We start from the raw sequence: 21,491 nt of genomic DNA, 5'->3' as shown, positions 1-21,491 counted from the left end.
CCCGAATCTTGTCGCTCACGGGTATGTTACAAAAGTGTAATTTTCGTGCCCTTGAATCGCCACGTTCACAAACCCAAATAGACGTCATCGGCAGTTTTTCGCCGAAGTCCGGAGTAAGGCCCGTCCCCCGCCTATCCCGGGCAAACTGCGGCAGCCTATCCCCCCTCTCCGGGCTGCCGCAACGTTTCGAGTAGAAACCGCCGTGGTTCCCCCTCCACCACGGCGGTTTTCTTTGATCTCCAGATCCCATGTCCTGCGACTCTTCGGGGGTGCATGTCATCTTCTCACGCACTTCGGGCGACATGTATCCGGGCTTGGTCCAACAATCGCGGCTTTTCGTTTCCGGTCCGGACCTTTAGGGTCGGCGCAAAAATCGAAAGGCCCGCCAATGTCCAGAATCTCTCCCGTCCTCGAACGTCTCGACCAGAATCTCGACCAGAGCCTGGAGCGGCTGTTCGGCCTGCTCGGCATCAAGTCGATCTCCACCGATCCGGCCTTCGCCGCCGACTGCCGCAAGGGGGCGGAATGGCTGGTCGCCGAGCTCAAGCTGATCGGTTTCGACGCGAGTGTGCGCGACACGCCCGGACATCCGATGGTGGTGGCGCATCACGAGGGACCGGCGGGCGCGCCGCATGTGCTGTTCTACGGCCATTACGACGTGCAGCCGGTCGATCCGGTCGAGTTGTGGGAAACCGATCCGTTCGCGCCCTCGATCAAGGAGATCGAGCCCGGCCGCAAGGTGATCACCGGGCGCGGCTCGGCCGACGACAAGGGGCAACTGATGACCTTCGTCGAGGCCTGCCGCGCCTGGAAACAGGTGCATGGCAATCTGCCCTGCCGCGTCACCATCCTGTTCGAAGGCGAGGAGGAATCCGGCTCGCCATCGCTGAAGCCGTTCCTGGAGGCCAACGCCGCCGAGCTGAAGGCGGATTTCGCGCTGGTCTGCGACACCAGCATGTGGAACCGCGAGACGCCGTCGATCTGCGTGTCGCTGCGCGGCATGGTCGGCGAGGAGGTCACCGTCAAGGCGGCCAACCGGGACCTGCATTCGGGTCTCTATGGGGGGCCGGCCGCCAATCCGATCCGCATTCTGGCCAAGGTGCTGGCCGACATCCACGACAAGGATGGCCGCGTCACCATTCCGGGCTTCTATGACGGCGTCGAGGAGACCCCTTCGCAAGTGTTGAAATCATGGGAGGGCCTTGGCGAAACGGCCGAGACCTTCCTTGGACCGGTTGGGCTTTCCATTCCGGCCGGCGAGAAAGGGCGCTCGGTGCTCGAAATGACCTGGGCAAGGCCGACCGCGGAATTCAACGGCATCATCGGCGGCTACACCGGCAAAGGCTTCAAGACGGTGATCGCGGCGGAGGCTTCGGCGAAAGTGTCGTTCCGGCTCGTCCACAAGCAGGACCCGAAGAAGATCCGCGCCGCCTTCCAGGCTTTCGTTCGCGAGCGCATCCCCGGCGACTGCTCGGTGGAATTCCACCCGCATGGCGGCTCGCCGGCGATCCAGCTTTCCTACGACTCGCCTTTCCTGGCCAAGGCCAAGGATGCGCTGTCCGACGAATGGGAGAAGCAGGCGGTCACCACCGGCGGCGGCGGCTCTATTCCCGTGGTCGGCGATTTTCAGACCTATCTCGGCATGGAATCGCTGCTGGTCGGCTTCGGCCTGGACGACGATCGTATCCATTCGCCCAACGAGAAGTACGAGCTGACCTCCTTTCACAAGGGGCAGCGATCGTGGGCTCGCATCCTCGATGCGCTGACGCGTTGAACTTCAACTTTCTGTTGATTTTTCTCCGGATCGCGGCGAGGACGAATGACCAGCGCAACGCGCCGCCGCTGCTGACGCATCCCAGGCGACGCGCGGCATTGCGGCCGCGATCCGGAGAAAAGAATGACCGATATCCGTTTCCACAAGAACGATCTGCCGGACCTCACCCGCTATAATGTGGGCGCGGTGGCCATCGACACGGAAACGCTGGGGCTCAACCCGCATCGCGACCGGCTCTGCGTGGTGCAGATCTCGCCCGGCGACGGCAGCGCCGATGTCATCCAGATCGCGCCCGGCCAGAAGAAGGCGCCGAACCTCGTCAGCCTGCTCAGGAATCGCGCGATCACCAAGCTGTTCCATTACGGCCGCTTCGACATCGCCGTGCTCTATCATACCTTCGGCGTGATGGCGGAACCGGTGTTCTGCACCAAGATCGCCTCGCGGCTCGTTCGCACCTATACCGACCGCCACGGGCTGAAGGATCTCTGCAACGAATTGCTCGGCATCAGCCTGTCCAAGGCGCAGCAATCCTCCGACTGGGCGGCGGAAACGCTCTCGCCCGAGCAGCTCGACTACGCCGCCTCCGACGTGCTTTACCTGCACCGCCTGCGCGAGGTGCTTGCAGCGCGCCTGGCGCGCGAAAACCGCACCAAGGAGGCGGACGCCTGCTTCCGTTTCCTGCCGACGCGAGCCAAGCTCGATCTTATGGGTTGGGCGGAAGAGGACATCTTCGCGCATAGCTGACGGAACCCGCGCGTCGGAAGGACGTTGGGCCGGTTCGTGGAGGGAGTGAAATGGCAGAGCGCAAACCGATAGAAAGCGCGCCGAAGGACGGCTCGAAGGTCACCATCCTGTGGAAGGACGGCGACGGCGTCGTCAACGAATCCATCGGCCAGTATCGCGACGGCGGCTGGTGGGTCTACACCGACAGCGACACGCAAAAGAAGGTCGATCCGACGAGCTGGCGCCCGGCATCCGATGACGACGACCAGTAGGCGACCGCTGCCTGCAAGCTTCAAAGCGGGTCTCAAGCGAAACGAGGGGGCGCAATGAGGCAGAACACGCTCTATCTCATCATCGGGGTGCTGATCGCGGTGATCATCGCGCTCGGCATCTCTGCCTATCGCGAGCACACCAGGCCGAAAGGCGTCGAGCTCAAGATCGACGACAAGGGCATTTCGATCCAGCAGAATTGACCATGGTGGCGGGCCGGGACGGGCCGGCGCGGTGAGGGACCAGACTGGCTTTGCGAGACGACATTGCGCCGGGGGGATTTCGGCCGGAGATACAGGGACTGCGCGGGCTTGCCGTAGCCTTTGTGGTGATTTTCCACATCTGGCCGGCAGCGCTTCCGGGCGGCTATGTCGGCGTCGATATCTTCTTCGTCATCTCCGGCTTTCTCATCACCGGCCTGCTCGCGCGCATGGCGCTCAGCGAAGACGGCATCTCGCTGGTCGGCTTTTACACGCGCCGGGTCAGGCGGCTGCTGCCGGCGGCGATCGTCGCGCTTTTGGTTACGCTCGCGGGAACACTGCTGTTCATGTCGGACGCGTGGTGGGAAGAAACCGCCAAGCAGGTGATCGCAAGCGCGCTCTACGTGCAGAACTGGCGGCTTGCCGAGCAGGCCGTGGATTATCTCGGCGCCGAGGATGCGCCCAGCCCGGTGCAGCATTTCTGGTCGCTGTCGATCGAGGAGCAGTTCTACATCGTCTGGCCGGTGTTGATGATCGCGGCGCTGTGGTGGGCCAGGCGTCGCGGCTATTCACCCGTGCAAATGCTCACCTTCGTACTCGGCGTACTCATGGCCGGCTCGCTCGCGGTTTCCGTCGCCCTTACCCGATCCGATCCGGCACGGGCCTATTTCGTGACCCATACCCGGGTCTGGGAGCTGGCTCTTGGGGGATTGCTGGCGCTGATGCTCGATCGGTTCCGCCCGAGCGCGCATATGAGAAGTGCGATGGCCGTAGCCGGCATGCTGGCGGCGCTTGCATCGGCGGTGCTGTTTTCAAGGTCGACCGATTTTCCAGGCTTCAAGGCGCTGTTGCCGACGCTCGGGGCGGCTCTGGTTATTGCGGCCGGCAACATACGCATCGGCCGCTTCCGCGGCCTGGATGTCGCCGCGCTGCGCTATATCGGCGATCGCTCCTATTCGATCTATCTGTGGCATTGGCCGCTGATCATATTCTATGTGGCGCAGCGCGGCACAGTTGGCGCGGTCGATGGCATTCTGCTCATCATCGCCACTCTGGCCGTTTCCCATCTCTCCTACCGTTTCGTCGAACAGCCCTATCGCCATTCGCGCTCGTCGCTGGCATGGCGGCCGCTGATCGACGGCACGGCCGCGATCGGGTTGTGCGTGGCGGGGGCCGGCGGGCTCGTCTATGCGGTCGACCGGCAGCCCATCGATACCAGCCTGATCGGAACGCCAAATTATCCCGGGCCTGCGGCCTTGCTGGCGAACGCTGTTGTCCCTGAGGGCGTCAAGCTGTTGCCCCCCTTGAGCAAGATCGGCAGCGACGTGCCGATCATCTACAAAATGAGATGTCATCAGGAGCAGAAGAGCGTCAACGCGACCGGTTGCCAGCTTGGCGACCCGACGGGGACGAGAACCATCGTCGTGATGGGCGATTCCCACGCGGCGCAATGGGTGCCGGCAATCGACAAAATCGCCAAAGACAGAAAGTGGAAACTCGTCACCTTCACCAAGGCGGCATGCCCGGTGACCCGGGTCACCATCCTTGACAACGGCAAGCCGTATGAGCAATGCGCGCTGTGGCGCGAGAAAGTTCTCGCCGAAATTGCGAAACTGAAGCCCGATCTCGTGATCACCAGCCAGAGCAACTACACCGGCGTTGCGCGGGACGCGATGGTCGAGGGATTGCGCAGCGTCTGGAGCGAGATCACAAGCCAGGGCGTGCGCGTCATCGCCATCCGCAACACACCTTTCAGCCTGTTCGATCCACGCAATTGCCTGGGAACCGATCCCGGCAAATGCGTCAATCCGCGCGGCGAGGTCGAACGGGAAAACATCTACGCGCTCGCGGCCCGGTCCGTGGCGGGGGTGACCGTGGTCGATATGAACGATGCGCTATGCGGCGAGGACAGCTGCCCGGCGGTGGTCGGCAACATCGTCGTGCTGCGCGACAATCATCATCTTACGGCAACCTACGCATTGGCGCTCGCTCCCTATCTGGCCAAGGCAGCGGGACTTTGAGCAAGTCAGACCTATTCTTGGTCTTTCTTGGTTACCGCATTCCGCAGCTCCGACAAAATCGCTTTGCTCAGGAAACCCAAAATTCGCTTGTTCGTTCTTAGGAATGGCCATCAAGCGAACGTGATCGGCCAAAGGAGGAACTTTCCATGAAAATTCATATCATTTGCATGACCGCGTTGTCGCTTTCCTTCCCGGCCTCTGCCTTCGCGGGCGCCAACACTGGAACCTCGGCCCTCGACGATCCCGCTAAGATGTCGCCGTTCTTCACAGACGCCGGCATGAAAACCATGAGGTCTGGCGATGAGTTCAAGAAAGCATGGCTGGCTCTGAGCGAAGAGGATCGGACTTCGATCAAGAAGGACTGCGGCGACGATACCATTGCCAAGCAACACGACAATTTCTGCAAGATGACCAAGGAACTTGGCGGCGCCAACTAAAGCGTTCGCTCCTGAATGCCCCGGCGGCTCGACCCGACCGGGGCATCTCAGCGATGCCTGACGCGATTTCTCCGCGCTTTTCAGGTGTCTCGACCCGCAGACCACGCCGGACTTGAGCCACTGGGACTCTCTCCGCCTCAGTTCCTTTCGATCTGCCGGACCTGGCTGCGACCCGGCGAGAAGTCGTGCGCTGCAGGCGAGATGATCAACGACTTCCAGGCCCGTACAACGCCATGGTTCATGAACGTGGGCGGATGGGGAAAATCGTTTCCTGTTCACGCTTCTTTTGTGACGAAAGTCGCCTCAGGTGATGCACTTTATATCCCGCGGTCAGGCTCCCAACGAGTAAAGAAGCCCGCCGGCCGAAGCCAGCGGGCCTAATTCAGGGTTGGAGTAGGTACCTAGCCAATGCGCTGGAGGCGAGGAAGTTCCTTTCACTCCGCCGGCGCGGGTGCGAGCCCTTCACCAGTGGTCCCTCTAAAGCGTGCATAAACCCTGCTTTAACCCGCCTTTAAACCGCCGCATCTAGTCTTCAATCCGAACGCCATCGGGAACGGGGACAGACAAGCAAGGGCGCATGGCGAACCGCAGAGACAGTCGCATCGAACCGAACTTCGAGGGGTCGCAGCGCGCGAAATCCTCCGATGGCTTTTCGGTGAGCGAGGAGGATCGCGTCGTGCCGCGCACCCGCAAGTCCGCTGCAAAGGGCAGATCCGCAAAAGCGAAATCACGCGGCCGCGGCCGCGATCGCAACCGGCGCGGACTGTTCGGCATCGCCACCCGCCTGGTCTACTGGTGCTTCGTGTTCTGTATCTGGGGCGGCATCGCGGCGGCAGGCATCGTGGTCTATTACGGCGCCAAGATGCCGGCGGCGACGACATGGTCGATCCCGGACCGCGCGCCCAACATCAAGATCGTCTCGGTCGATGGCGGGCTGATCGCCAATCGCGGCGCGTCGGGCGGCGAGGCCGTCAGCCTGCATGAAATGTCGCCCTATATCCCGGAGGCCGTCGTCGCCATCGAGGACCGTCGCTTCTATTCGCATTTCGGTGTCGACCCGATCGGCCTGGCGCGCGCCATGGCCACCAATCTCATCGGCGGGCACTTCTCGCAGGGCGGCTCGACGCTGACGCAACAGCTGGCGAAGAACCTGTTCCTGACGCCGGACCGCACGCTGGAACGCAAGGTCCAGGAAGTGCTGCTCGCGCTCTGGCTCGAGCACAAGCACAGCAAGGACCAGATCCTCGAAATGTACCTCAACCGGGTCTATTTCGGCTCGGGCGCCTATGGCGTCGAGGCGGCCTCACGACGCTATTTCGGCAAGAGCGCGCGCGACGTGACGCTTTCGGAAGCGGCGTTGCTGGCGGGCCTGCTCAAGGCGCCGTCCAAGCTGTCGCCGGCGCGCGATCCCAAAGCGGCCGAAGAGCGCGCGCAGCTCGTGCTCGCGGCCATGCGCGAGGAAGGCAAGATCAGCGACAAGGAATACAAGACCGCGCTGAGCGCGCCGGCAACGCGCGCGCCCTCTTACTGGACCGGCTCGGAAAATTACGTCGCCGACACGGTGATGGACGAGCTTCCGGACCTGATCGGCGATGTGCGCGGCGACATCGTCATCAACACCACCGTCGACCTCAACCTGCAGAAGCTTGCGGAACAGTCGATCCGCCGGCTGATCGACGAGAGTGGCAAGAAGCTCAACGTTAGCCAAGGGGCGCTGGTGTCGATCGACGATTCCGGCGCGGTGCGAGCCATGGTCGGCGGTTATGATTATTCGACCAGCCAGTTCGACCGCGCCTCGGAAGCGCGTCGCCAGCCCGGTTCCGCCTTCAAGCCTTTCGTCTACATGGCGGCGCTGGAGGCCGGTCGCACGCCGGACAGCATCCGCAACGACGCGCCGATCAAAATCGGCAAATGGACGCCCGACAATTACGGCGGCAAATATTACGGCAAGGTGACTTTGGCCACGGCTCTTGCCAAGTCGCTCAACTCAGTGGCCGCACAGCTCACCATGGAAGTGGGACCTGACGCCGTGGTGGAAGCCGCGCATCGCATGGGCATCCAGTCCGACCTGCAGGCCAACACGTCGATCGCGCTCGGAACATCGGAAGTCACGCCGCTTGAGCTGACCGCGGCCTATGTGCCCTTCGCCAATGGCGGCTACAGGCCGGACATTCACTTCATCCAGCGCATCACCACCGCCAGCGGCAAGGTGCTCTACGAAAACAGCGGCGGCAGCGCGCCGCGCGTGATCAAGGCCGATATCGTCGGCATGATGAACTCGATGATGACCGGGACCGTCGAGGTCGGCACCGCCAAGAAGGCGGCGTTCAACTGGCCTTCGGCGGGCAAGACCGGCACCAGCCAGAATTCGCGCGACGCCTGGTTCGTCGGCTACACGGCCAATCTCACCACCGGCGTGTGGTTTGGCAATGACGACGGCAGCCCGATGAAGAAGGTCACCGGCGGCGCCTTGCCGGCGCAGGCCTGGCACGAATTCATGGTGGCCGCGCATGAGGGCGTGCCTGTGCGGCCCCTGCCCGGCACCTGGAAGTCGACACCTTCCGATACGATCGTGCCCGACGAGATCCCGTCGGCGGATGCCTCGCAGGCGCCGCCAGCGCCGCCCGCGGCCGTCGGCCAGCCGGCGCCCGCGGCCCAGGCGCCGGCACCAGCGCGCCAGGCGCGGACCACACGACCGGCTGAGACCGTCGATGCCGGAGGCTTCGACATGCCGAGCGACAGCGGGTCGACCGCCTCGATCAAGCATCCGGTGCCGCCCGGCGATGTCGGCGGACCGACCAAGAAGCGCCAGACCTCGATCCTCGACATATTGAGCGGAGGCTGAAGCCGCCGGGATCGGAATGGCACCGGCTTCTTACTCCAACGCGGTCCCGAAAACCGGAACCAACTTTTCGGGATCATCGCTGCGGCGGCAACTCGCCCTCTCGCCATCAGTGCTCCCTTCGGCTACATGTCCGGCCGGAGACAAAACCATGGCCGAGACCGACAGCAGAAAAACCATCGTGCTCACCGGCGCCAGCCGGGGTATCGGCCATGCAACGGTGAAGCGCTTTTCGCGCGAGGGCTGGCGGGTCATCACCTGCTCGCGCCAGGCCTTTGCCGAGGACTGTCCTTGGCCGGCCGGCCCCGAGGATCACATCAAGGTCGATCTCGCCGACCAGGAGGATGTCGGCATCGCCGTTTCCGAAATCCGACACCGGCTGGAGGCGCATGGCGGTCAGCTGCACGCACTGGTCAACAATGCCGGCATCTCGCCGAAGCTGAAGGACGGCAGCCGGATGAACTCGATCGACACGCCGATGCATGTCTGGCGCGACGTGTTCCAGGTCAATTTCTTCGCGCCGATCATGCTGGCGAGAGGTCTGTTCAAAGAGCTCGCCGCCGCCAAGGGCTCGATCGTCAATGTCACCTCGATCGCCGGCACGCGCGTTCATCCCTTCGCCGGTACGGCCTATGCGACGTCGAAGGCGGCGCTCGGCTCGCTGACGCGCGAGATGGCGCATGACTTCGGCCCGCACGGCATCCGCGTCAATGCGATCGCGCCGGGCGAGATCGACACGGCGATCCTGTCGCCCGGCACCGACAAGATCGTCGAGACGATCCCGCTGAGAAGGCTGGGCGCCACCTCGGAAGTGGCCGACATCATCTTCTTCCTGTGCTCGGGCCAGGCGTCCTACGTGACCGGCTCGGAAATCCACATCAATGGCGGCCAGCACGTGTGATTGGCTGACGTCAAACCATGGTGAGGACAGCCTTGCCGCTGAAGCCGCGCTGCCGCAGCGCGTCCAGGGCCTGACCGATGTCCGTCCATGGTACCGTCATGGCCACGCGGGTTTCCAGCCTGTCGGCCGCGACAAGACCGAGCAGCGCGGCGATGTCGGCGCCGATGGCTGGGCCGGACGTGTAATAGGCGAAAGTCTGAAGCCTGGCGCCTTCGTGGCCTGGAACGAACTGGCGAAACCCAACCGGCGTGAGCTCGCCGCTGCTCGAGCCGAACATCACGATGGTCCCGCCCGGCGCGACGCGTTCGATCGCGTCGGCAAGGCTTTTGCCGCCGACCGACTCGGTGATCAGCGAAAACGGTCCCCCGGTCAGTTCGATCGACTCGACAACCCGCTCGGCGCCCAGATCGCGAAGATCATCGTGGTGGCGGGCCGAGGCGATCGCCGTCACCGAAGCGCCTTGCCCGCTGGCGATCTGGATCTGGAAGCGGCCGACCGCGCCGCTTGCGCCGGTAATCAGGACCGGCTGGCCAGCCAGGTCTCCGCCATGACGTAAAGTTCTCAGCGCCGTCGTGCCCGCCACCGGAAGCGTGGCGGCCGAGGCGAAGCTTACGCCGTCGGGTATGACGGCGAGGCGATCTGTTGGGACGGCGACATATTCGGCCCAGCCGGCCTGATCGACCAATGCCGCAACGCGCGTGCCCACGACCGGCCCGGAGCCATTGGCCGCCGCGCGTTCGACAACGCCGACGACGTCCTGGCCGGGTATCCAGCCGTCGGGTCGTATGCCGAGCAGGCGCAGCTCGCCACGATTCAACGATGTTGCATGAACGGCCACTAATGCTTCATTCACGTTGCAGTTTGGCTTGTCCGCCTCGATGAGCTTCAGCCGGTTGGGGCTGGCGGAAGAGATAGCGAGAGCGAGCATAGGCCCCCTTTGAAATTGACGCCCGCGAGGCGCGATCGATTGCGACGATAACGGCTCAAGCCTATCGACTTTCGCGCTTGAAGAATTTAGCTATAAAGCCAAATGATCGCTAAAAGAGGTCAAGCATGAGGCAGCCGCTCCACTGGCCCTGGCTGGATTTCGACGTCGATGACGTGGCCGCGCCGGCGATCGCCGTGGGCGTCGATGTCACCGAGGCCAGAGCCGAGGTGCGGGAGCACTGGCATCGCAAGGGACAGCTCGTCTTCGCGCTTGGCGGCGGCGTCACCTGCCGCGTTCCGAGCGGGCTTTGGGTGGTGCCGCCGCATTGCGGCGTGTGGATCCCCGGCGGCATGTCCCACAGCAACATCGCGACGGCGAACGCGCGAATTTTCTTCGTCTATATCGAGCCGGGCGCCGCCGATCTGCCGGATCGGTGCTGCACGCTTTCGATCTCGCCGCTGCTGCGCGAGGTGATCATCGAACTGTCGGAATGCACGCCGGACGGTCCACGCTGCGGTTTTCTGGGAAGCATCCTGCTCGCCGAACTGCCGCTTATGCCGGTGCAGCGATTGCACCTGCCCATTTCGGCCGAGCCGCGGCTGCGACGGATCGCCGAGGCGCTGGCGGATGATCCCGCCGATCGCAGCACGTTGGCGGAGTGGGCGGATCGCGTGGCGCTCAGCGAAAGCAGCCTGGCGCGCCTTATCGTCAGGGAGACGGGCTTGAGCTTCGGCCGCTGGCGCCAGCAACTGCATCTGATCGTAGCGCTCCGGGAACTGTCTTCCGGCGCCAGCGTGCAACAGGTGTCGGGCGATCTCGGCTATGAATCCGTTACCGCCTTCATCACCATGTTCAAGAAGGCGCTGGGCAAGCCGCCGGCGAAATATCTGAGCGATATCGCGCAGAATGGCGGTTCCGCCTTCGTCGCCTGACACGCGTCATGCGGGCTGCGGATCGATCTCCGCCGCGGGCCCGGGCGGCTCGGTGGCCGTGTGGGTCACCACCTCGACGATCCCTCGCGCGATCTCGCGCTCGCCCATGATCACGGTGTCGGCGCCCAACCCTTTCAGGTGCTCGACCTCGGCGTCCGAATGAGCCCGGGCAATGATGTTGATCGCCGGATTGGCCGCGCGGGCCCGAAACACGATCTGACCGGCCTCGAAGGCATTGGGGATGGCGAGGATCAGCCGCTTTGCGCCCTCCGGATTGGCTGCCGCGAAGACATCCGCGTTGGCGGCATTGCCGGCGACCGTCTCGACGCCGTCGTCGCGCAGCTTCGCCAGTGTCTTGCCGGCATCCTCGATTACCAGGAAGGGCAGGGCGGCTTCCTTCAGCGCGGCGCCCCACCAGGCTGCCGACGCGGCCGTAACCGATCAGGATGGAATGGCCGGCAAGCGCCGTTTTAGGCGGCGGACCGTCTTCCTTTCCTGGAGCTGCCTGAACCGAAGCGACATGGCCGGGCTCGGTCGCCGGGCCGATCGGCCTTTGCTCTTCGGCCGGCGCGGCCTTGCCGGCGCGCTCTTCCAGCCATGGCTTCATCCGGTCGACAACGACGAACATCAGCGGATTGAGCAGGATCGAGAGGATCGCGCCGGCCAGAATCAGGTCCCGGCCCTGTTCGGGCAATAGTTTCAGGCCGACGCCGAGCTCGGCCAGGATGAAGGAGAATTCGCCGATCTGGGCAAGGCTCGCCGAAATCATCAGCGCGGTCGCGATCGGATAACGGAAGGCGATCACGATGAGGAAAGCCGCGATCGACTTGCCGATGACGATGATGGCCAAGGTGGCGAGGATCGGCAGGCCGTTGCTGATCAGGCTGAGCGGGTCGAACAGCATGCCGACCGAGACGAAGAACAGCACCGAGAAGGCGTCGCGCAGCGGCAGCGATTCTTCCGCCGCGCGGTGGCTGAGCTCGGATTCGCTCATGATCATGCCGGCGAAGAAGGCGCCGAGCGCCAGGGAGACGCCGAACAGTTTCGCCGCGCCGAAGGCGACGCCGAGCGCGATCGCCAGCACCGAGAGTCGGAACAATTCCCGGGAGCCGGTATGGGCGACGTAATGCAGGATCCACGGGATGACCCTGCGGCCGACCACCAGCATCACGACGACGAAGGCGGCGACTTTGGCGAATGTCGCGCCGACGACGCCCCACACGCCGTAGCTGGCGGGCAGCGAAAGCAGGCTCGCATGGTCATCGGCCAGCGGCTGGCCGCCAAGCACGCCGGCGAGCGCGGGCAACAGCACCAGCGCCAGCACCATGGCCAGATCCTCTACGATCAGCCAGCCGACGGCGATGCGGCCACGCTCGGTCTCGATCAGCCGCCGCTCCTGCATGGCGCGCAAAAGCACTACGGTCGAGGCGACCGAAAGTGCTAGGCCGAAGACCAGGCCGGCGCCCAGCGACCAGCCGAGCAGCCAGGCAAGGCCAACGCCAAGCAGCGTCGCGAAGCCGATCTGCACGACGGCGCCCGGCACGGCGATCGCGCGGACGGATAGAAGGTCCTTCAGCGAAAAATGCAGGCCGACGCCGAACATCAAAAGGATGACGCCGATTTCCGCGAGCTCGTTGGCGAGGCTGGCGTCGGCGACGAAGCCCGGCGTATTCGGACCGACCAGGACGCCGGCGACAAGATAGCCGACAAGCGGCGGGATGCGGAAACGGTTGGCTAGCGCCCCGAAGACGAATGCAAGCCCCAAACCGGCGACGATGGTTGCGATAAGGGGCGTGTCATGCGGCATTGTCTATGGAGCGCCTTTCGAAAATTCGCGATGTCGGATGGGCGCTCGCCGAGGCTGTCGCCTTCGGCAATATGATGGAGGGAGCGGCGATGATGCAACCACCACCGGGCAGAAATCGATGCTGAAGGAAGGCACGCTACGCAAAATTAGCGCCGCGCCGCCACAGAGCCCGCTTCAGGCCCCCTATCTGAGCCCGACGCCGCTTCCTTCCGCCGCTCTATGCTGCCTGCAGCAGGTTCTCGATGTCGGAAACGGTGTGGTTGGTGAGCGTCTTCGGGATTTCGGCCTGCACTTTGTCGCTGACTTCCTTGTGCAGTTTCTGGCGCATCTCGCCAAGCACTTGCGGCGGCGCGATCAGCACGATCGCGTCGAACGCACCGCGATGCGCAAGCTTGTAGAGCCGGTCGGCGATCTCGACGGCAAAGCGCTCCTTGCCAAGACGGTGCCAATCCGTTTCTTCGACGGCGCTGCGGGGACCCTCGTTGCTCTGGCGGCCCGGCTTGTCGCTGCCTTGCTCGCGCGTCGCGGGGTTCTCCTGCTCCATCTCGTGCACCACTTCCAGATTCGGGAACTTGCTGTCGCCCTGGTTGCGCAGGAAGAGCGCCTTTTCCCCATCGGCCACGACGACCCACAATCCGCGCTTCAGCTTGACGCTCATGGTGTTCTCCTTGCTTGCATTGTCGTTGTCGATCGATGGAGCCCGGATCGACAGGGTGATCGCTAGGCAAACGAGCCGCGGAGCATGATGGTTCCGATCTGGCGGCGGGCGCCCTCGACTGCTCCCGCCAGGCGAGGCTGGGCGCCGAGCGGCAAGATGGACTTTAATCTACTAAGTCAGTAGAATTTGGAAAAACTATTTTGCCGCTTTCCCGACCCGGTGCTAAAAATGCGCCGGATCAAGGGTTGTTTCTCACGCCGCCCCGGCCGTCTCATTCTTAAAGTAGAATTTTTTTCTCTTGCTCTTCGCGGCTGCGAAAAAGCGATTGCCTGCTGTTCGGCGGCGCGCGAGTGCTTGCCTTCTGGTTTTTGGCCAGCCCGCGTAAAACTACCAAACTGTTCTAATATTGCTCGTCGCCATGTCGCCAGCCAATGCCAAGCTCAATGCCTTTCCCGTCTTCATGCGGGTCGAGGGCGAAGCCGTGACCATCGTCGGCAATGGCGAGGAAGCGCTTGCCAAGGCCAGGCTGCTTTCGCAGTCGAGCGCGGTGCTGCGCATCGTTGCCGACAATGCGAGCGGCGGTCTGTTAGAGTTCATCGCATCGACCGGGGCCGTTCACATCAACGCGGCATACGAAGCCGCGCATCTCCAAGGCGCAGCACTGGTGTTCGCGGCCAGCAGCGACGAGGCGCTCGATCGTCGCGTCGTCGATGACGCCCGCCGGCTAGGCATCCCGGTCAACGCCGTGGATCGGCCTGAGCTCTGCGATTTCTTCACTCCGGCCTTGGTCAACCGCGCGCCGGTGGCGATTGCCATCGGCACCGAAGGCGCCGGGCCGGTTCTGGCGCAGATGCTGCGCGGGCGCATCGATCGCATGCTGTCACCGTCGCTCGGCCGGCTGGCGGCACTTGCCGCTTCGTTCCGCGCCGCCGCCGAGAAACTGCCGAAGGGCACTCGCCGCCGCCGCTTCTGGAGCGATTTCTTCGCCGGCGCGCCAGCCAAGGCCATCGAAGCAGGCGAACTCGCCGAGGCGCATGGCGCGGCGCTCGAGCTCCTGGCCCAGGATTCTCCCGTCGAGGGACATATCGCGCTGGTCGGCGCCGGCCCAGGCGCGGAGGATCTTTTGACCTTGCGCGCGCACCGCCTGCTGATGGAGGCCGACGCCATCGTCTACGACGCGCTGGTACCCGAGGCGATCGTCGCCATGGGTCGCCGCGATGCCGAGCGCCTGCCGGTCGGCAAGCGCAAGGGCTGCCATTCCAAGAGCCAGGAAGAGATCAACGCGCTGCTCATCGAGCTTGGCCGCGCCGGCAAGCGCGTGGTGCGGCTGAAGTCCGGCGACCCGTTGGTGTTCGGACGCGCCGGCGAGGAAATGGCGGCGCTTCGGGAGGCCGGCATCGGCTATGAGGTGATTCCGGGCGTCACCGCCGCCTTTGCCGCGGCCGCCGATTTCGAACTGCCGCTGACGCTGCGCGGTGTTTCGTCCTCGATGGTGTTCACCACAGGCCACGACCTCAAGGGCAACTCGCTGCCCGACTGGGCAAAGCTTGCCATCTCCGGCGCCACCGTCGCCGTCTATATGGGTCGTTCGGTCGCCGCCGAGGTCGCCGGCCGGCTGATCGAAGCCGGGCTGTCGCCGGACACCGCCGTCGCCGTCGTCGAGAACGCCAGCCTCGGCGCTCGCCGTCGTTTCCACGGCACCCTGGCCGACCTGCCCTCGCTGGAGGAGCGCGCCGACCTCACCGGTCCAGTGATGACGATCATCGGCGACGCCGTCGCCGGCGCCAATTTCGACCAATCCGAGCCGCTCGCGGCACATAGGCATGAGGGTGCGGCTTCAGCCGTCGCCGAAGGAGTTGAGCAATGAAGGTACTGACCGCGAACAGGCTTTCCGACGGCATCGCCGTCTGGTACGCCGCTGGCGGCTGGGCGGAGACCGTCGGCCATGCCGATATCGCGTATGACAAGGCTGCGGAGGACCGGCTGGAAGCGATCGGCGCCGCGGCGGCCGCCAACAATGAAGTCCTGGATGTCAACGTGATCGACGTCACCATTGTCGATGGGTTGGTCCAGCCGGTGCGGCTGCGCGAGAAGATCCGCGCCGCGGGCCCGACCATCCACCCCGATCTCGGCAAACAAGCGAGCCCGCAAGCGGCACGGGCGGCTTAAATCCCCGGAAGGCAACGGGCGGACGCGCCCTGAAAGACGAAGCATGTACCGTTACGACGAGTTCGACCACGATTTCGTTCAGGCCCGAGTGGCCGAGTTCAGCGACCAGGTGAAGCGCCGGCTTGCCGGCGAGATCACCGAAGACCAGTTCCGGCCGCTCAGGCTGATGAACGGCGTATACCTGCAACTGCATGCCTATATGCTGCGTATCGCAGTGCCTTACGGCACGCTGAACAGCCGGCAAATGCGCATGCTGGCCCACATCGCCCGCAAATATGACAAGGGCTATGGCCACTTCACCACGCGCCAGAACCTGCAGTTCCATTGGCCGGCGCTGGCCGACGTTCCGGCGATCCTGGCCGATCTCGCCAGCGTCGAAATGCATTGCATCCAGACCAGCGGCAACTGCATCCGCAACGTTACCGCCGATCACTTCGCCGGGGCGGCCGCCGACGAGGTAGCCGATCCGCGGCCCTACGCGGAAATCCTGCGCCAATGGTCGTCAGTCCATCCGGAGTTTTCGTATCTGCCGCGCAAGTTCAAGATCGCGGTGACAGGCGCCGAGCGCGACCGCGCCGCCATCCAGGCGCATGACATCGGCCTGCACCTGAAAAAGAACGCGGCCGGCGAGCTGGGCTTTGCGGTTTATGTCGGCGGTGGCCTGGGCCGCACGCCGATGGTCGCCAAGAAGATCCGCGACTTCCTGCCGGAAGCGGAGTTGCTGTCCTACTGCACGGCGATCCTGCGCGTGTACAACCTCTACGGCCGCCGCGACAACAAGTACAAGGCGCGTATCAAGATCCTGGTGCACGAGACCGGCGTCGAGGAGATCGCAAGGCAGATCGAGGCCGAATGGCAGGAGCTCAAGGACACCGAGCTGAAACTGCCGGAGGCCGATATCCAAGCCATTAACGCCTATTTCGCGCCGCCGGCGCTGTCGGCCCGGCCGGAAGGCGATGCTCTCGTCAAGCAAGCGCGGCTCGATTCCAAGAGCTTTTCGGAATGGCTCGACCAGAATGTCGTGACGCATCGCCACCCCGACTACGCGGCGGTGACGATCTCGCTCAAGGGCATCGGCGAGGTGCCCGGCGACGTCACCGACAGCCAGATGGAAGCGGTCGCCGACATTGCCGAGAAATACGCTTTCGACGAGCTGCGCGTCAGCCACGAGCAGAACCTGATTCTGCCGCATGTGGCGCGCGCGGATCTGAAGGCCGTCTATGACGCGCTGGTCGAGATCGGGCTTGCGACCGCCAATTCCAACCTGATCAGCGACATCATCTCCTGCCCGGGCTTGGATTATTGCTCGCTGGCCACGGCGCGCTCCATTCCGGTGGCGCAGGAAATCTCGCGTCGCTTCGCCTCGCTGGAGCGGCAGCGCGAGATCGGCGAACTGAAGCTGAAGATCTCCGGCTGCATCAATGCCTGCGGCCACCACCATGTCGGCCATATCGGCATTCTGGGCGTCGAGAAGAAGGGCACCGAGCTCTACCAGGTGACCCTCGGCGGTTCGGCCGACGAAAACACATCCATCGGCGAGATCATCGGCCGCGGCTTCTCCTCGGAAGAAATCACCGATGCCATCGAGCAGATCGTCGACACCTATCTCGGCCTTCGGCTCCGTCCCGACGAACGTTTTATCGACGCCTACCGCCGTGTCGGTCCCGCGCCGTTCAAGGAGGCGCTCTATGCTGGCGAAACCAAGGCCGCTTGACCGCACCGGCAGCGTGGAGACGGGCGTCGCCGCGGAAGCGGCGGGGCTCGACGCGCTGCATGGCCATCTGAAGCCGATCGAGATCATCGAACGCGCGGCGCGTGATCTGTTTCGCGGCGAGATCGCGGCCGTGTCGTCCTTCGGCGCGGATTCGGCGGTGCTTCTGCACATGATTTCGGAGATCGACCGTTCGCTGCCGGTCATCTTTCTCGACACCGGCAAGCATTTCGAGGAGACGCTCGGCTATCGCGACGCGCTGGTGGCCGACTTCGGTCTGTCCGATATCAGGGTGATCAAGCCGGAGGAGGCAGCGCTCGAACGCGTCGATCCGACGGGCCGGCTGCACGAGACCGACACCGACGCCTGCTGCAACATGCGCAAGGTCGAGCCGCTGGCGCGCGGCGTCGAGCCGTTTCGCGCCTGGTTCACCGGGCGCAAGCGCTTCCAGGCATCGACGCGCGCGGCGCTGCCCGTCTTCGAGGCGGTCGGCTCGCGCATCCGCATCAATCCGCTGGCGCATTGGACGACATCGGACCAGGCCGACTATATGCGCGCGCATGCGCTGCGCGAAAATCCGCTGGTCGCCTATGGCTATCTCTCGATCGGCTGCTTCCCGTGCACGCAGCCGGTGCAGCCCGGCGACGACGCGCGCAGCGGCCGCTGGGCGGGCCACGCCAAGACCGAGTGCGGCATTCACCTCTCCGGCTTGGAAAAGTCGCTGACCGACGCCTCACTTTAGGATACGCCGATATTCAGGTGAGGCCGGCCTGCAAATGGCGACTTCCTGCGCTTCCGGTGCTCACGTACTTCAAGTACGCTCCGCTCTGGTTCTCGGAAGCCACCATCTTCGGTTCGGCCTGACCTGAATCTCGGCATATCCTTGGAATCTTTAGGACTTTAGGATTTTTGATGACTGAATCGACGACAGCGGGGACCCACCTTTGGACTCCGGGCGGCTTTCGCGAAGACGAGTGGACGCACGCCGAAGGCGCCGAGGCGCTTGCCGGCAATGGCCGTTTCATCCTGCCGCTGCAGGCCTTTCTCGGGCTGGATGAGGACGTTCGCAAGTCAGCCAAGGAGCGCCTCGGGGTGCTGCTGCAGCCGGGCGACGAACTCGACAAGATAACCGGCCTGCTGGACCAGTTGTCGCTGGTGGCGCTCGCCTTCCCGGCCTTCAATGACGGCCGCTCCTTCTCCAAGGGCGAATTGCTGCGGACCCGGCATCATTTCAAGGGCGCGGTGCGCGCCACCGGTCAGGTGCTGGTCGACCAGCTGCCGCATATGCTGCGGCTCGGCTTCGATGAGTTCGAGGTCTCCAATCCGGTGCTGTTGAAGCGGCTGGAGGAAGGGCGGACCGGCGGCCTGCCGGTGTACTATCAGCCGGCGGTGGGGGCGGAGCCCAAGGGGCCGAGATATTCCTGGCGGCGCAAGCGTCCCGGGTGACGCTCCACTCAGGCAGCAGAGCTATCATCCTGGTCCGACCAGCACTGCGTATTTTGTCGGTCAACCCGGCCAGAAACAGGCCTGGAACGAAGGCTGCACTGTTCTGGTCAGACCACATTGACGATTTAGGCTTCCCCTTCGGCCAACCTGCCCTTAGGATAGGGTCATTATTTCGGGCTACGAAATAATAGCCAGCTAAGGGAGGAAACCGGCATGGCAGGCAAGAAGATATTGATGCTCGTTGGCGAGTTCAGCGAGGAATATGAGATTTTCGTCTTTGAACAGGCCATGCACGCGGTCGGCCATACCGTCCATGTCGTGTGCCCCGACAAGAAGGCCGGAGACGTGCTCAAGACCTCATTGCACGACTTCGAGGGCCACCAGACCTATACGGAAAAGCTCGGCCACGACTACATCCTCAACAAGACCTTCGCCGAGGTGAAGCCGGCCGATTACGACGCGGTCTATGCGGCGGGCGGGCGCGGACCGGAATATATCCGCATCGACAAGCGCGTGCAGGCTCTGGTCAGGCATTTCCATGAGACAGGCAAGCCGATCTTCACCATATGCCACGGCGTGCAGATCCTGATCGCGGTCGACGGCGTGGTGCGCGGCAAGGAGGTCGCGGCGCTGCAATATTGCGAGCCGGAAGTGACGCTTGCCGGCGGCACCTATGTTGATGTCGCCCCGACAGGCGCGCATGTCGACGGCAATCTGGTTTCAGCCAAGGGCTGGCCGGGCCTTGCCGCTTTCATGCGGGAATGCCTGAAGGTGCTCGGCACCGAGATCCGCCACGGCGAAGCGCTGATGCGCGACGACCGGAGGGCGGTCTAAAACCCGTCAGTTGTGGCGCGCGGCCATTGAGCGCCGCCCGCCGTCCGCATTCTCCGCCTCGACATCGTCGAGGCGGTCAAGCAGATCGCTCAGCCGCTGGGGCATCTCCTTTTCCAGGCGAAATGCCGGCAAGGTGCGCAGAAAGCGCTTCGTTGCTTCGCTACTGGCCTGCCGCCTGATATCGTTCGCCAGCTCGGCGCGCCTGTTGCCGTGGTTGCCGTTCATCGTCCCAAAATCCTGTGTCGGCTTCGAAACTCCTCCAGCCCCGCTATGGTTCCCGCAACGGCATTTGAGAGCAAACAAAGCTGCGTGATAGGGTAAAATTTGAATTAATTCGGAATGATGGCCTGGCGTCCTCGGCCACCGCTTACCCCTTGATTTTTGACCTCCAAACCTCGATATCGGGCGCAAATCCAGACCAATCCGAATGACGGGAAACGCGATGAGCGACCAGGCAAAAGACGAACGCACGCCCGAAGATATGGAAGCCACCCAGGCTTCCAGCGAGCGTGCGGAAGGTGGCGTCGACGGCGACTACGAAGCGCTGGTGCGGCTGCTGAAAGAAAACGAGGAACTGAAGGACCGCGCGCTGCGCGTCGCGGCCGACATGGAGAATCTGCGGCGGCGCACCGCGCGCGACGTGCATGATGCGCGGACTTACGCGGTAGCCAATTTCGCGCGCGACATGCTGTCGGTGTCCGACAATCTGCGCCGCGCGCTGGACGCGATCCCAGCCGAGGCGAAGGCCGGCGGCGACGCCGGGTTCAAGGCGCTGATCGAAGGTGTCGAGCTCACCGAACGCGCCATGCTGTCCGCGCTGGAGCGCCATGGCGTGAAGAAACTCGCGCCGGAAGGCGAGAAGTTCGATCCGAACTTCCACCAGGCGATGTTCGAGGTGCCCAATCCGGACGTTCCGGCCGGCACCGTCGTCCAGGTGGTGCAGCCGGGCTATTCGATCGGTGAGCGCGTGCTGCGGCCGGCGATGGTCGGCGTCGCCAAGGGCGGCCCGAAGGCCGCCGCCGAGGCGAAGGTCGAGCCGGGCCCGGTGAACGAGCAGGCGGAGAAGGATGCGTAGCTAGGGGAGTAGGGCTGTAAGGGAGTAGGGATAGCGGCGGTACAATTTGCGCGACTTGTGCTATTTATTTTTCCCTATTCCTACTCCCTTACTGCTCTACTCCCCTTAACCCATGAATCCCATCGCGTTGCTCGACTATGCCGGCGTAGCCGTCTTCGCGGCGACGGGCGCGCTTGCGGCATCGCGTAAGCAGCTCGACATCATAGGCTTTCTGTTCCTGGCCAGCGTCACCGGCATCGGTGGCGGGACGTTGCGCGACGTCATCCTCAACCTGCCGGTGTTCTGGGTTGCCAACAGCGGCTATGTGCTGATCTGCGCCGTCGTCGCGGTGCTAGTGTTCTTCAGCGCCCACCGCTTCGAATCCCGCTACAAGCTTCTGCTCTGGCTCGACGCCATCGGCCTTGCGGCGTTCTCGGTGATGGGCGCGGCCAAGGGGCTGGCGATCACCGGCTCTCCCGTCGTGTCGGTGGTCATGGGCGTGCTGACGGCGACCTTCGGCGGCATTCTGCGCGACCTGCTTGCCGGCGAGCCCTCGGTGCTGCTCAGGCCCGAAATCTATGTCACGGCCGCCCTTGCCGGCGCTACCCTCTTCACGCTTGGCGATCTAGCCGGCCTGCCGGCGCTGGCGTCCAGCCTGCTCGGCTTTGCGGCAGCGTTCCTGGTGCGCGGCGGCGCGCTCAGATTTGGCTGGTCGTTTCCGGCCTATAAAAGCCGGCCGGGGCGAAAGCCGGAAGACATCCGGTGAGCGAATAGCGAATAGGGA

Annotated in this window: 20 protein-coding genes and 1 pseudogene; 17 read left to right on the top strand and 4 right to left on the bottom strand. The window is 63.9% G+C overall.

Features of this window, described 5'->3' with window-relative positions:
* The first annotated feature begins 388 nt into the window (after positions 1-388).
* The 8 genes from ACVMIM_RS31855 to ACVMIM_RS31820 all read left to right on the top strand — a co-directional run bounded on the left by ACVMIM_RS31855 (position 389) and on the right by ACVMIM_RS31820 (position 9,168).
* Positions 389-1,774 carry a M20/M25/M40 family metallo-hydrolase gene (locus tag ACVMIM_RS31855; RefSeq protein ID WP_476116889.1) on the top strand — a complete coding sequence of 462 codons (1,386 nt, stop codon included), beginning with the start codon at positions 389-391 and terminating at the stop codon, positions 1,772-1,774.
* A 123-nt stretch (positions 1,775-1,897) separates the two neighbouring features.
* A complete protein-coding gene (locus ACVMIM_RS31850; RefSeq protein ID WP_476116888.1) occupies positions 1,898-2,518 on the top strand; it encodes a ribonuclease D in 621 nt (206 codons plus the stop codon).
* 50 nt (positions 2,519-2,568) lie between these two features.
* The gene (locus tag ACVMIM_RS31845) at positions 2,569-2,769 is read left to right on the top strand and encodes a hypothetical protein (protein ID WP_041003606.1); all 201 of its coding nucleotides are present in this window, start codon (positions 2,569-2,571) and stop codon (positions 2,767-2,769) included.
* A gap of 54 nt (positions 2,770-2,823) precedes the next feature.
* Positions 2,824-2,970 carry a hypothetical protein gene (locus ACVMIM_RS31840; RefSeq protein WP_476116886.1) on the top strand — a complete coding sequence of 49 codons (147 nt, stop codon included), beginning with the start codon at positions 2,824-2,826 and terminating at the stop codon, positions 2,968-2,970.
* Between the two features lie 50 nt (positions 2,971-3,020).
* Complete coding sequence (locus ACVMIM_RS31835) at positions 3,021-4,988, top strand: acyltransferase family protein (protein WP_476116884.1); 1,968 nt, start codon at positions 3,021-3,023, stop codon at positions 4,986-4,988.
* Positions 4,989-5,155: 167 nt separating this feature from the next.
* On the top strand, positions 5,156-5,425 hold the full coding sequence (locus tag ACVMIM_RS31830) for a hypothetical protein (RefSeq protein ID WP_476116883.1): 270 nt from the start codon (positions 5,156-5,158) through the stop codon (positions 5,423-5,425).
* Positions 5,426-6,002: 577 nt separating this feature from the next.
* Positions 6,003-8,270: a transglycosylase domain-containing protein gene (locus ACVMIM_RS31825; protein WP_476116881.1), complete on the top strand. Its 2,268-nt coding sequence runs from the start codon at positions 6,003-6,005 to the stop codon at positions 8,268-8,270.
* 148 nt (positions 8,271-8,418) lie between these two features.
* On the top strand, positions 8,419-9,168 hold the full coding sequence (locus ACVMIM_RS31820) for an SDR family NAD(P)-dependent oxidoreductase (protein ID WP_224513785.1): 750 nt from the start codon (positions 8,419-8,421) through the stop codon (positions 9,166-9,168).
* 10 nt (positions 9,169-9,178) lie between these two features.
* On the opposite strand, the gene ACVMIM_RS31815 is transcribed toward ACVMIM_RS31820, so the two are convergent.
* Positions 9,179-10,096 carry a zinc-binding dehydrogenase gene (locus ACVMIM_RS31815; RefSeq protein ID WP_476116879.1) on the bottom strand — a complete coding sequence of 306 codons (918 nt, stop codon included), beginning with the start codon at positions 10,094-10,096 and terminating at the stop codon, positions 9,179-9,181.
* 125 nt (positions 10,097-10,221) lie between these two features.
* Between ACVMIM_RS31815 and ACVMIM_RS31810 the strand changes: the two genes are divergently transcribed.
* Positions 10,222-11,028, top strand: coding sequence for an AraC family transcriptional regulator (locus ACVMIM_RS31810; protein ID WP_476116877.1), 807 nt, complete (start codon positions 10,222-10,224; stop codon positions 11,026-11,028).
* 6 nt (positions 11,029-11,034) lie between these two features.
* On the opposite strand, the pseudogene ybaL reads toward ACVMIM_RS31810, so the two are convergent.
* Positions 11,035-12,835 (bottom strand): annotated as a pseudogene (gene ybaL, locus ACVMIM_RS31805) (YbaL family putative K(+) efflux transporter).
* Between the two features lie 217 nt (positions 12,836-13,052).
* Complete coding sequence (locus tag ACVMIM_RS31800; protein ID WP_040997525.1) at positions 13,053-13,493, bottom strand: host attachment family protein; 441 nt, start codon at positions 13,491-13,493, stop codon at positions 13,053-13,055.
* Positions 13,494-13,911: 418 nt separating this feature from the next.
* Here ACVMIM_RS31800 and cysG point away from each other — a divergent pair, with 418 nt between their 5' ends.
* From cysG to ACVMIM_RS31770, 6 genes are all read left to right on the top strand, one after another.
* Positions 13,912-15,360, top strand: coding sequence for a siroheme synthase CysG (gene cysG, locus ACVMIM_RS31795; protein WP_476116875.1), 1,449 nt, complete (start codon positions 13,912-13,914; stop codon positions 15,358-15,360).
* Positions 15,357-15,662: a DUF2849 domain-containing protein gene (locus ACVMIM_RS31790; protein ID WP_278051802.1), complete on the top strand. Its 306-nt coding sequence runs from the start codon at positions 15,357-15,359 to the stop codon at positions 15,660-15,662. Before cysG ends, ACVMIM_RS31790 begins: the two co-directional genes overlap by 4 nt.
* A gap of 43 nt (positions 15,663-15,705) precedes the next feature.
* Positions 15,706-17,376 (top strand): nitrite/sulfite reductase, encoded by a 1,671-nt coding sequence (locus ACVMIM_RS31785; RefSeq protein ID WP_476116874.1) that lies wholly within the window; start codon positions 15,706-15,708, stop codon positions 17,374-17,376.
* Positions 17,351-18,115, top strand: a complete 765-nt coding sequence (locus ACVMIM_RS31780) for a phosphoadenylyl-sulfate reductase (RefSeq protein WP_476116872.1) — start codon at positions 17,351-17,353, stop codon at positions 18,113-18,115. Before ACVMIM_RS31785 ends, ACVMIM_RS31780 begins: the two co-directional genes overlap by 26 nt.
* Positions 18,116-18,285: 170 nt before the next feature.
* Positions 18,286-18,819: a DUF934 domain-containing protein gene (locus ACVMIM_RS31775; RefSeq protein ID WP_476116870.1), complete on the top strand. Its 534-nt coding sequence runs from the start codon at positions 18,286-18,288 to the stop codon at positions 18,817-18,819.
* A 213-nt stretch (positions 18,820-19,032) separates the two neighbouring features.
* A complete protein-coding gene (locus ACVMIM_RS31770) occupies positions 19,033-19,653 on the top strand; it encodes a DJ-1/PfpI family protein (protein ID WP_476116868.1) in 621 nt (206 codons plus the stop codon).
* A gap of 6 nt (positions 19,654-19,659) precedes the next feature.
* Here ACVMIM_RS31770 and ACVMIM_RS31765 read toward each other — a convergent pair whose 3' ends face one another.
* Positions 19,660-19,878 (bottom strand): hypothetical protein, encoded by a 219-nt coding sequence (locus ACVMIM_RS31765; RefSeq protein ID WP_476116866.1) that lies wholly within the window; start codon positions 19,876-19,878, stop codon positions 19,660-19,662.
* Positions 19,879-20,095: 217 nt separating this feature from the next.
* Here ACVMIM_RS31765 and grpE point away from each other — a divergent pair, with 217 nt between their 5' ends.
* Positions 20,096-20,728 carry a nucleotide exchange factor GrpE gene (grpE, locus tag ACVMIM_RS31760; protein ID WP_476116864.1) on the top strand — a complete coding sequence of 211 codons (633 nt, stop codon included), beginning with the start codon at positions 20,096-20,098 and terminating at the stop codon, positions 20,726-20,728.
* Between the two features lie 112 nt (positions 20,729-20,840).
* On the top strand, positions 20,841-21,473 hold the full coding sequence (locus ACVMIM_RS31755) for a trimeric intracellular cation channel family protein (protein WP_476116862.1): 633 nt from the start codon (positions 20,841-20,843) through the stop codon (positions 21,471-21,473).
* Positions 21,474-21,491 lie beyond the last annotated feature (18 nt).

It is taken from the genome of Mesorhizobium sp. USDA 4413, assembly GCF_056280365.1.
This window is presented reverse-complemented; position numbering and strand designations above follow the sequence as displayed.

What these genes read in the sequence shown, in the direction of transcription:
- ACVMIM_RS31855 (WP_476116889.1), top strand. Translation starts at nt 389, where the DNA reads ATGTCCAGAATCTCTCCCGTCCTCGAACGTCTCGACCAGAATCTCGAC.
- ACVMIM_RS31850 (WP_476116888.1), top strand. Translation starts at nt 1,898, where the DNA reads ATGACCGATATCCGTTTCCACAAGAACGATCTGCCGGACCTCACCCGC.
- ACVMIM_RS31845 (WP_041003606.1), top strand. Translation starts at nt 2,569, where the DNA reads ATGGCAGAGCGCAAACCGATAGAAAGCGCGCCGAAGGACGGCTCGAAG.
- ACVMIM_RS31840 (WP_476116886.1), top strand. Translation starts at nt 2,824, where the DNA reads ATGAGGCAGAACACGCTCTATCTCATCATCGGGGTGCTGATCGCGGTG.
- ACVMIM_RS31830 (WP_476116883.1), top strand. Translation starts at nt 5,156, where the DNA reads ATGACCGCGTTGTCGCTTTCCTTCCCGGCCTCTGCCTTCGCGGGCGCC.
- ACVMIM_RS31825 (WP_476116881.1), top strand. Translation starts at nt 6,003, where the DNA reads ATGGCGAACCGCAGAGACAGTCGCATCGAACCGAACTTCGAGGGGTCG.
- ACVMIM_RS31820 (WP_224513785.1), top strand. Translation starts at nt 8,419, where the DNA reads ATGGCCGAGACCGACAGCAGAAAAACCATCGTGCTCACCGGCGCCAGC.
- ACVMIM_RS31815 (WP_476116879.1), bottom strand. Translation starts at nt 10,096, where the DNA reads ATGCTCGCTCTCGCTATCTCTTCCGCCAGCCCCAACCGGCTGAAGCTC.
- ACVMIM_RS31810 (WP_476116877.1), top strand. Translation starts at nt 10,222, where the DNA reads ATGAGGCAGCCGCTCCACTGGCCCTGGCTGGATTTCGACGTCGATGAC.
- ACVMIM_RS31800 (WP_040997525.1), bottom strand. Translation starts at nt 13,493, where the DNA reads ATGAGCGTCAAGCTGAAGCGCGGATTGTGGGTCGTCGTGGCCGATGGG.
- cysG (WP_476116875.1), top strand. Translation starts at nt 13,912, where the DNA reads ATGTCGCCAGCCAATGCCAAGCTCAATGCCTTTCCCGTCTTCATGCGG.
- ACVMIM_RS31790 (WP_278051802.1), top strand. Translation starts at nt 15,357, where the DNA reads ATGAAGGTACTGACCGCGAACAGGCTTTCCGACGGCATCGCCGTCTGG.
- ACVMIM_RS31785 (WP_476116874.1), top strand. Translation starts at nt 15,706, where the DNA reads ATGTACCGTTACGACGAGTTCGACCACGATTTCGTTCAGGCCCGAGTG.
- ACVMIM_RS31780 (WP_476116872.1), top strand. Translation starts at nt 17,351, where the DNA reads ATGCTGGCGAAACCAAGGCCGCTTGACCGCACCGGCAGCGTGGAGACG.
- ACVMIM_RS31775 (WP_476116870.1), top strand. Translation starts at nt 18,286, where the DNA reads ATGACTGAATCGACGACAGCGGGGACCCACCTTTGGACTCCGGGCGGC.
- ACVMIM_RS31770 (WP_476116868.1), top strand. Translation starts at nt 19,033, where the DNA reads ATGGCAGGCAAGAAGATATTGATGCTCGTTGGCGAGTTCAGCGAGGAA.
- ACVMIM_RS31765 (WP_476116866.1), bottom strand. Translation starts at nt 19,878, where the DNA reads ATGAACGGCAACCACGGCAACAGGCGCGCCGAGCTGGCGAACGATATC.
- grpE (WP_476116864.1), top strand. Translation starts at nt 20,096, where the DNA reads ATGAGCGACCAGGCAAAAGACGAACGCACGCCCGAAGATATGGAAGCC.
- ACVMIM_RS31755 (WP_476116862.1), top strand. Translation starts at nt 20,841, where the DNA reads ATGAATCCCATCGCGTTGCTCGACTATGCCGGCGTAGCCGTCTTCGCG.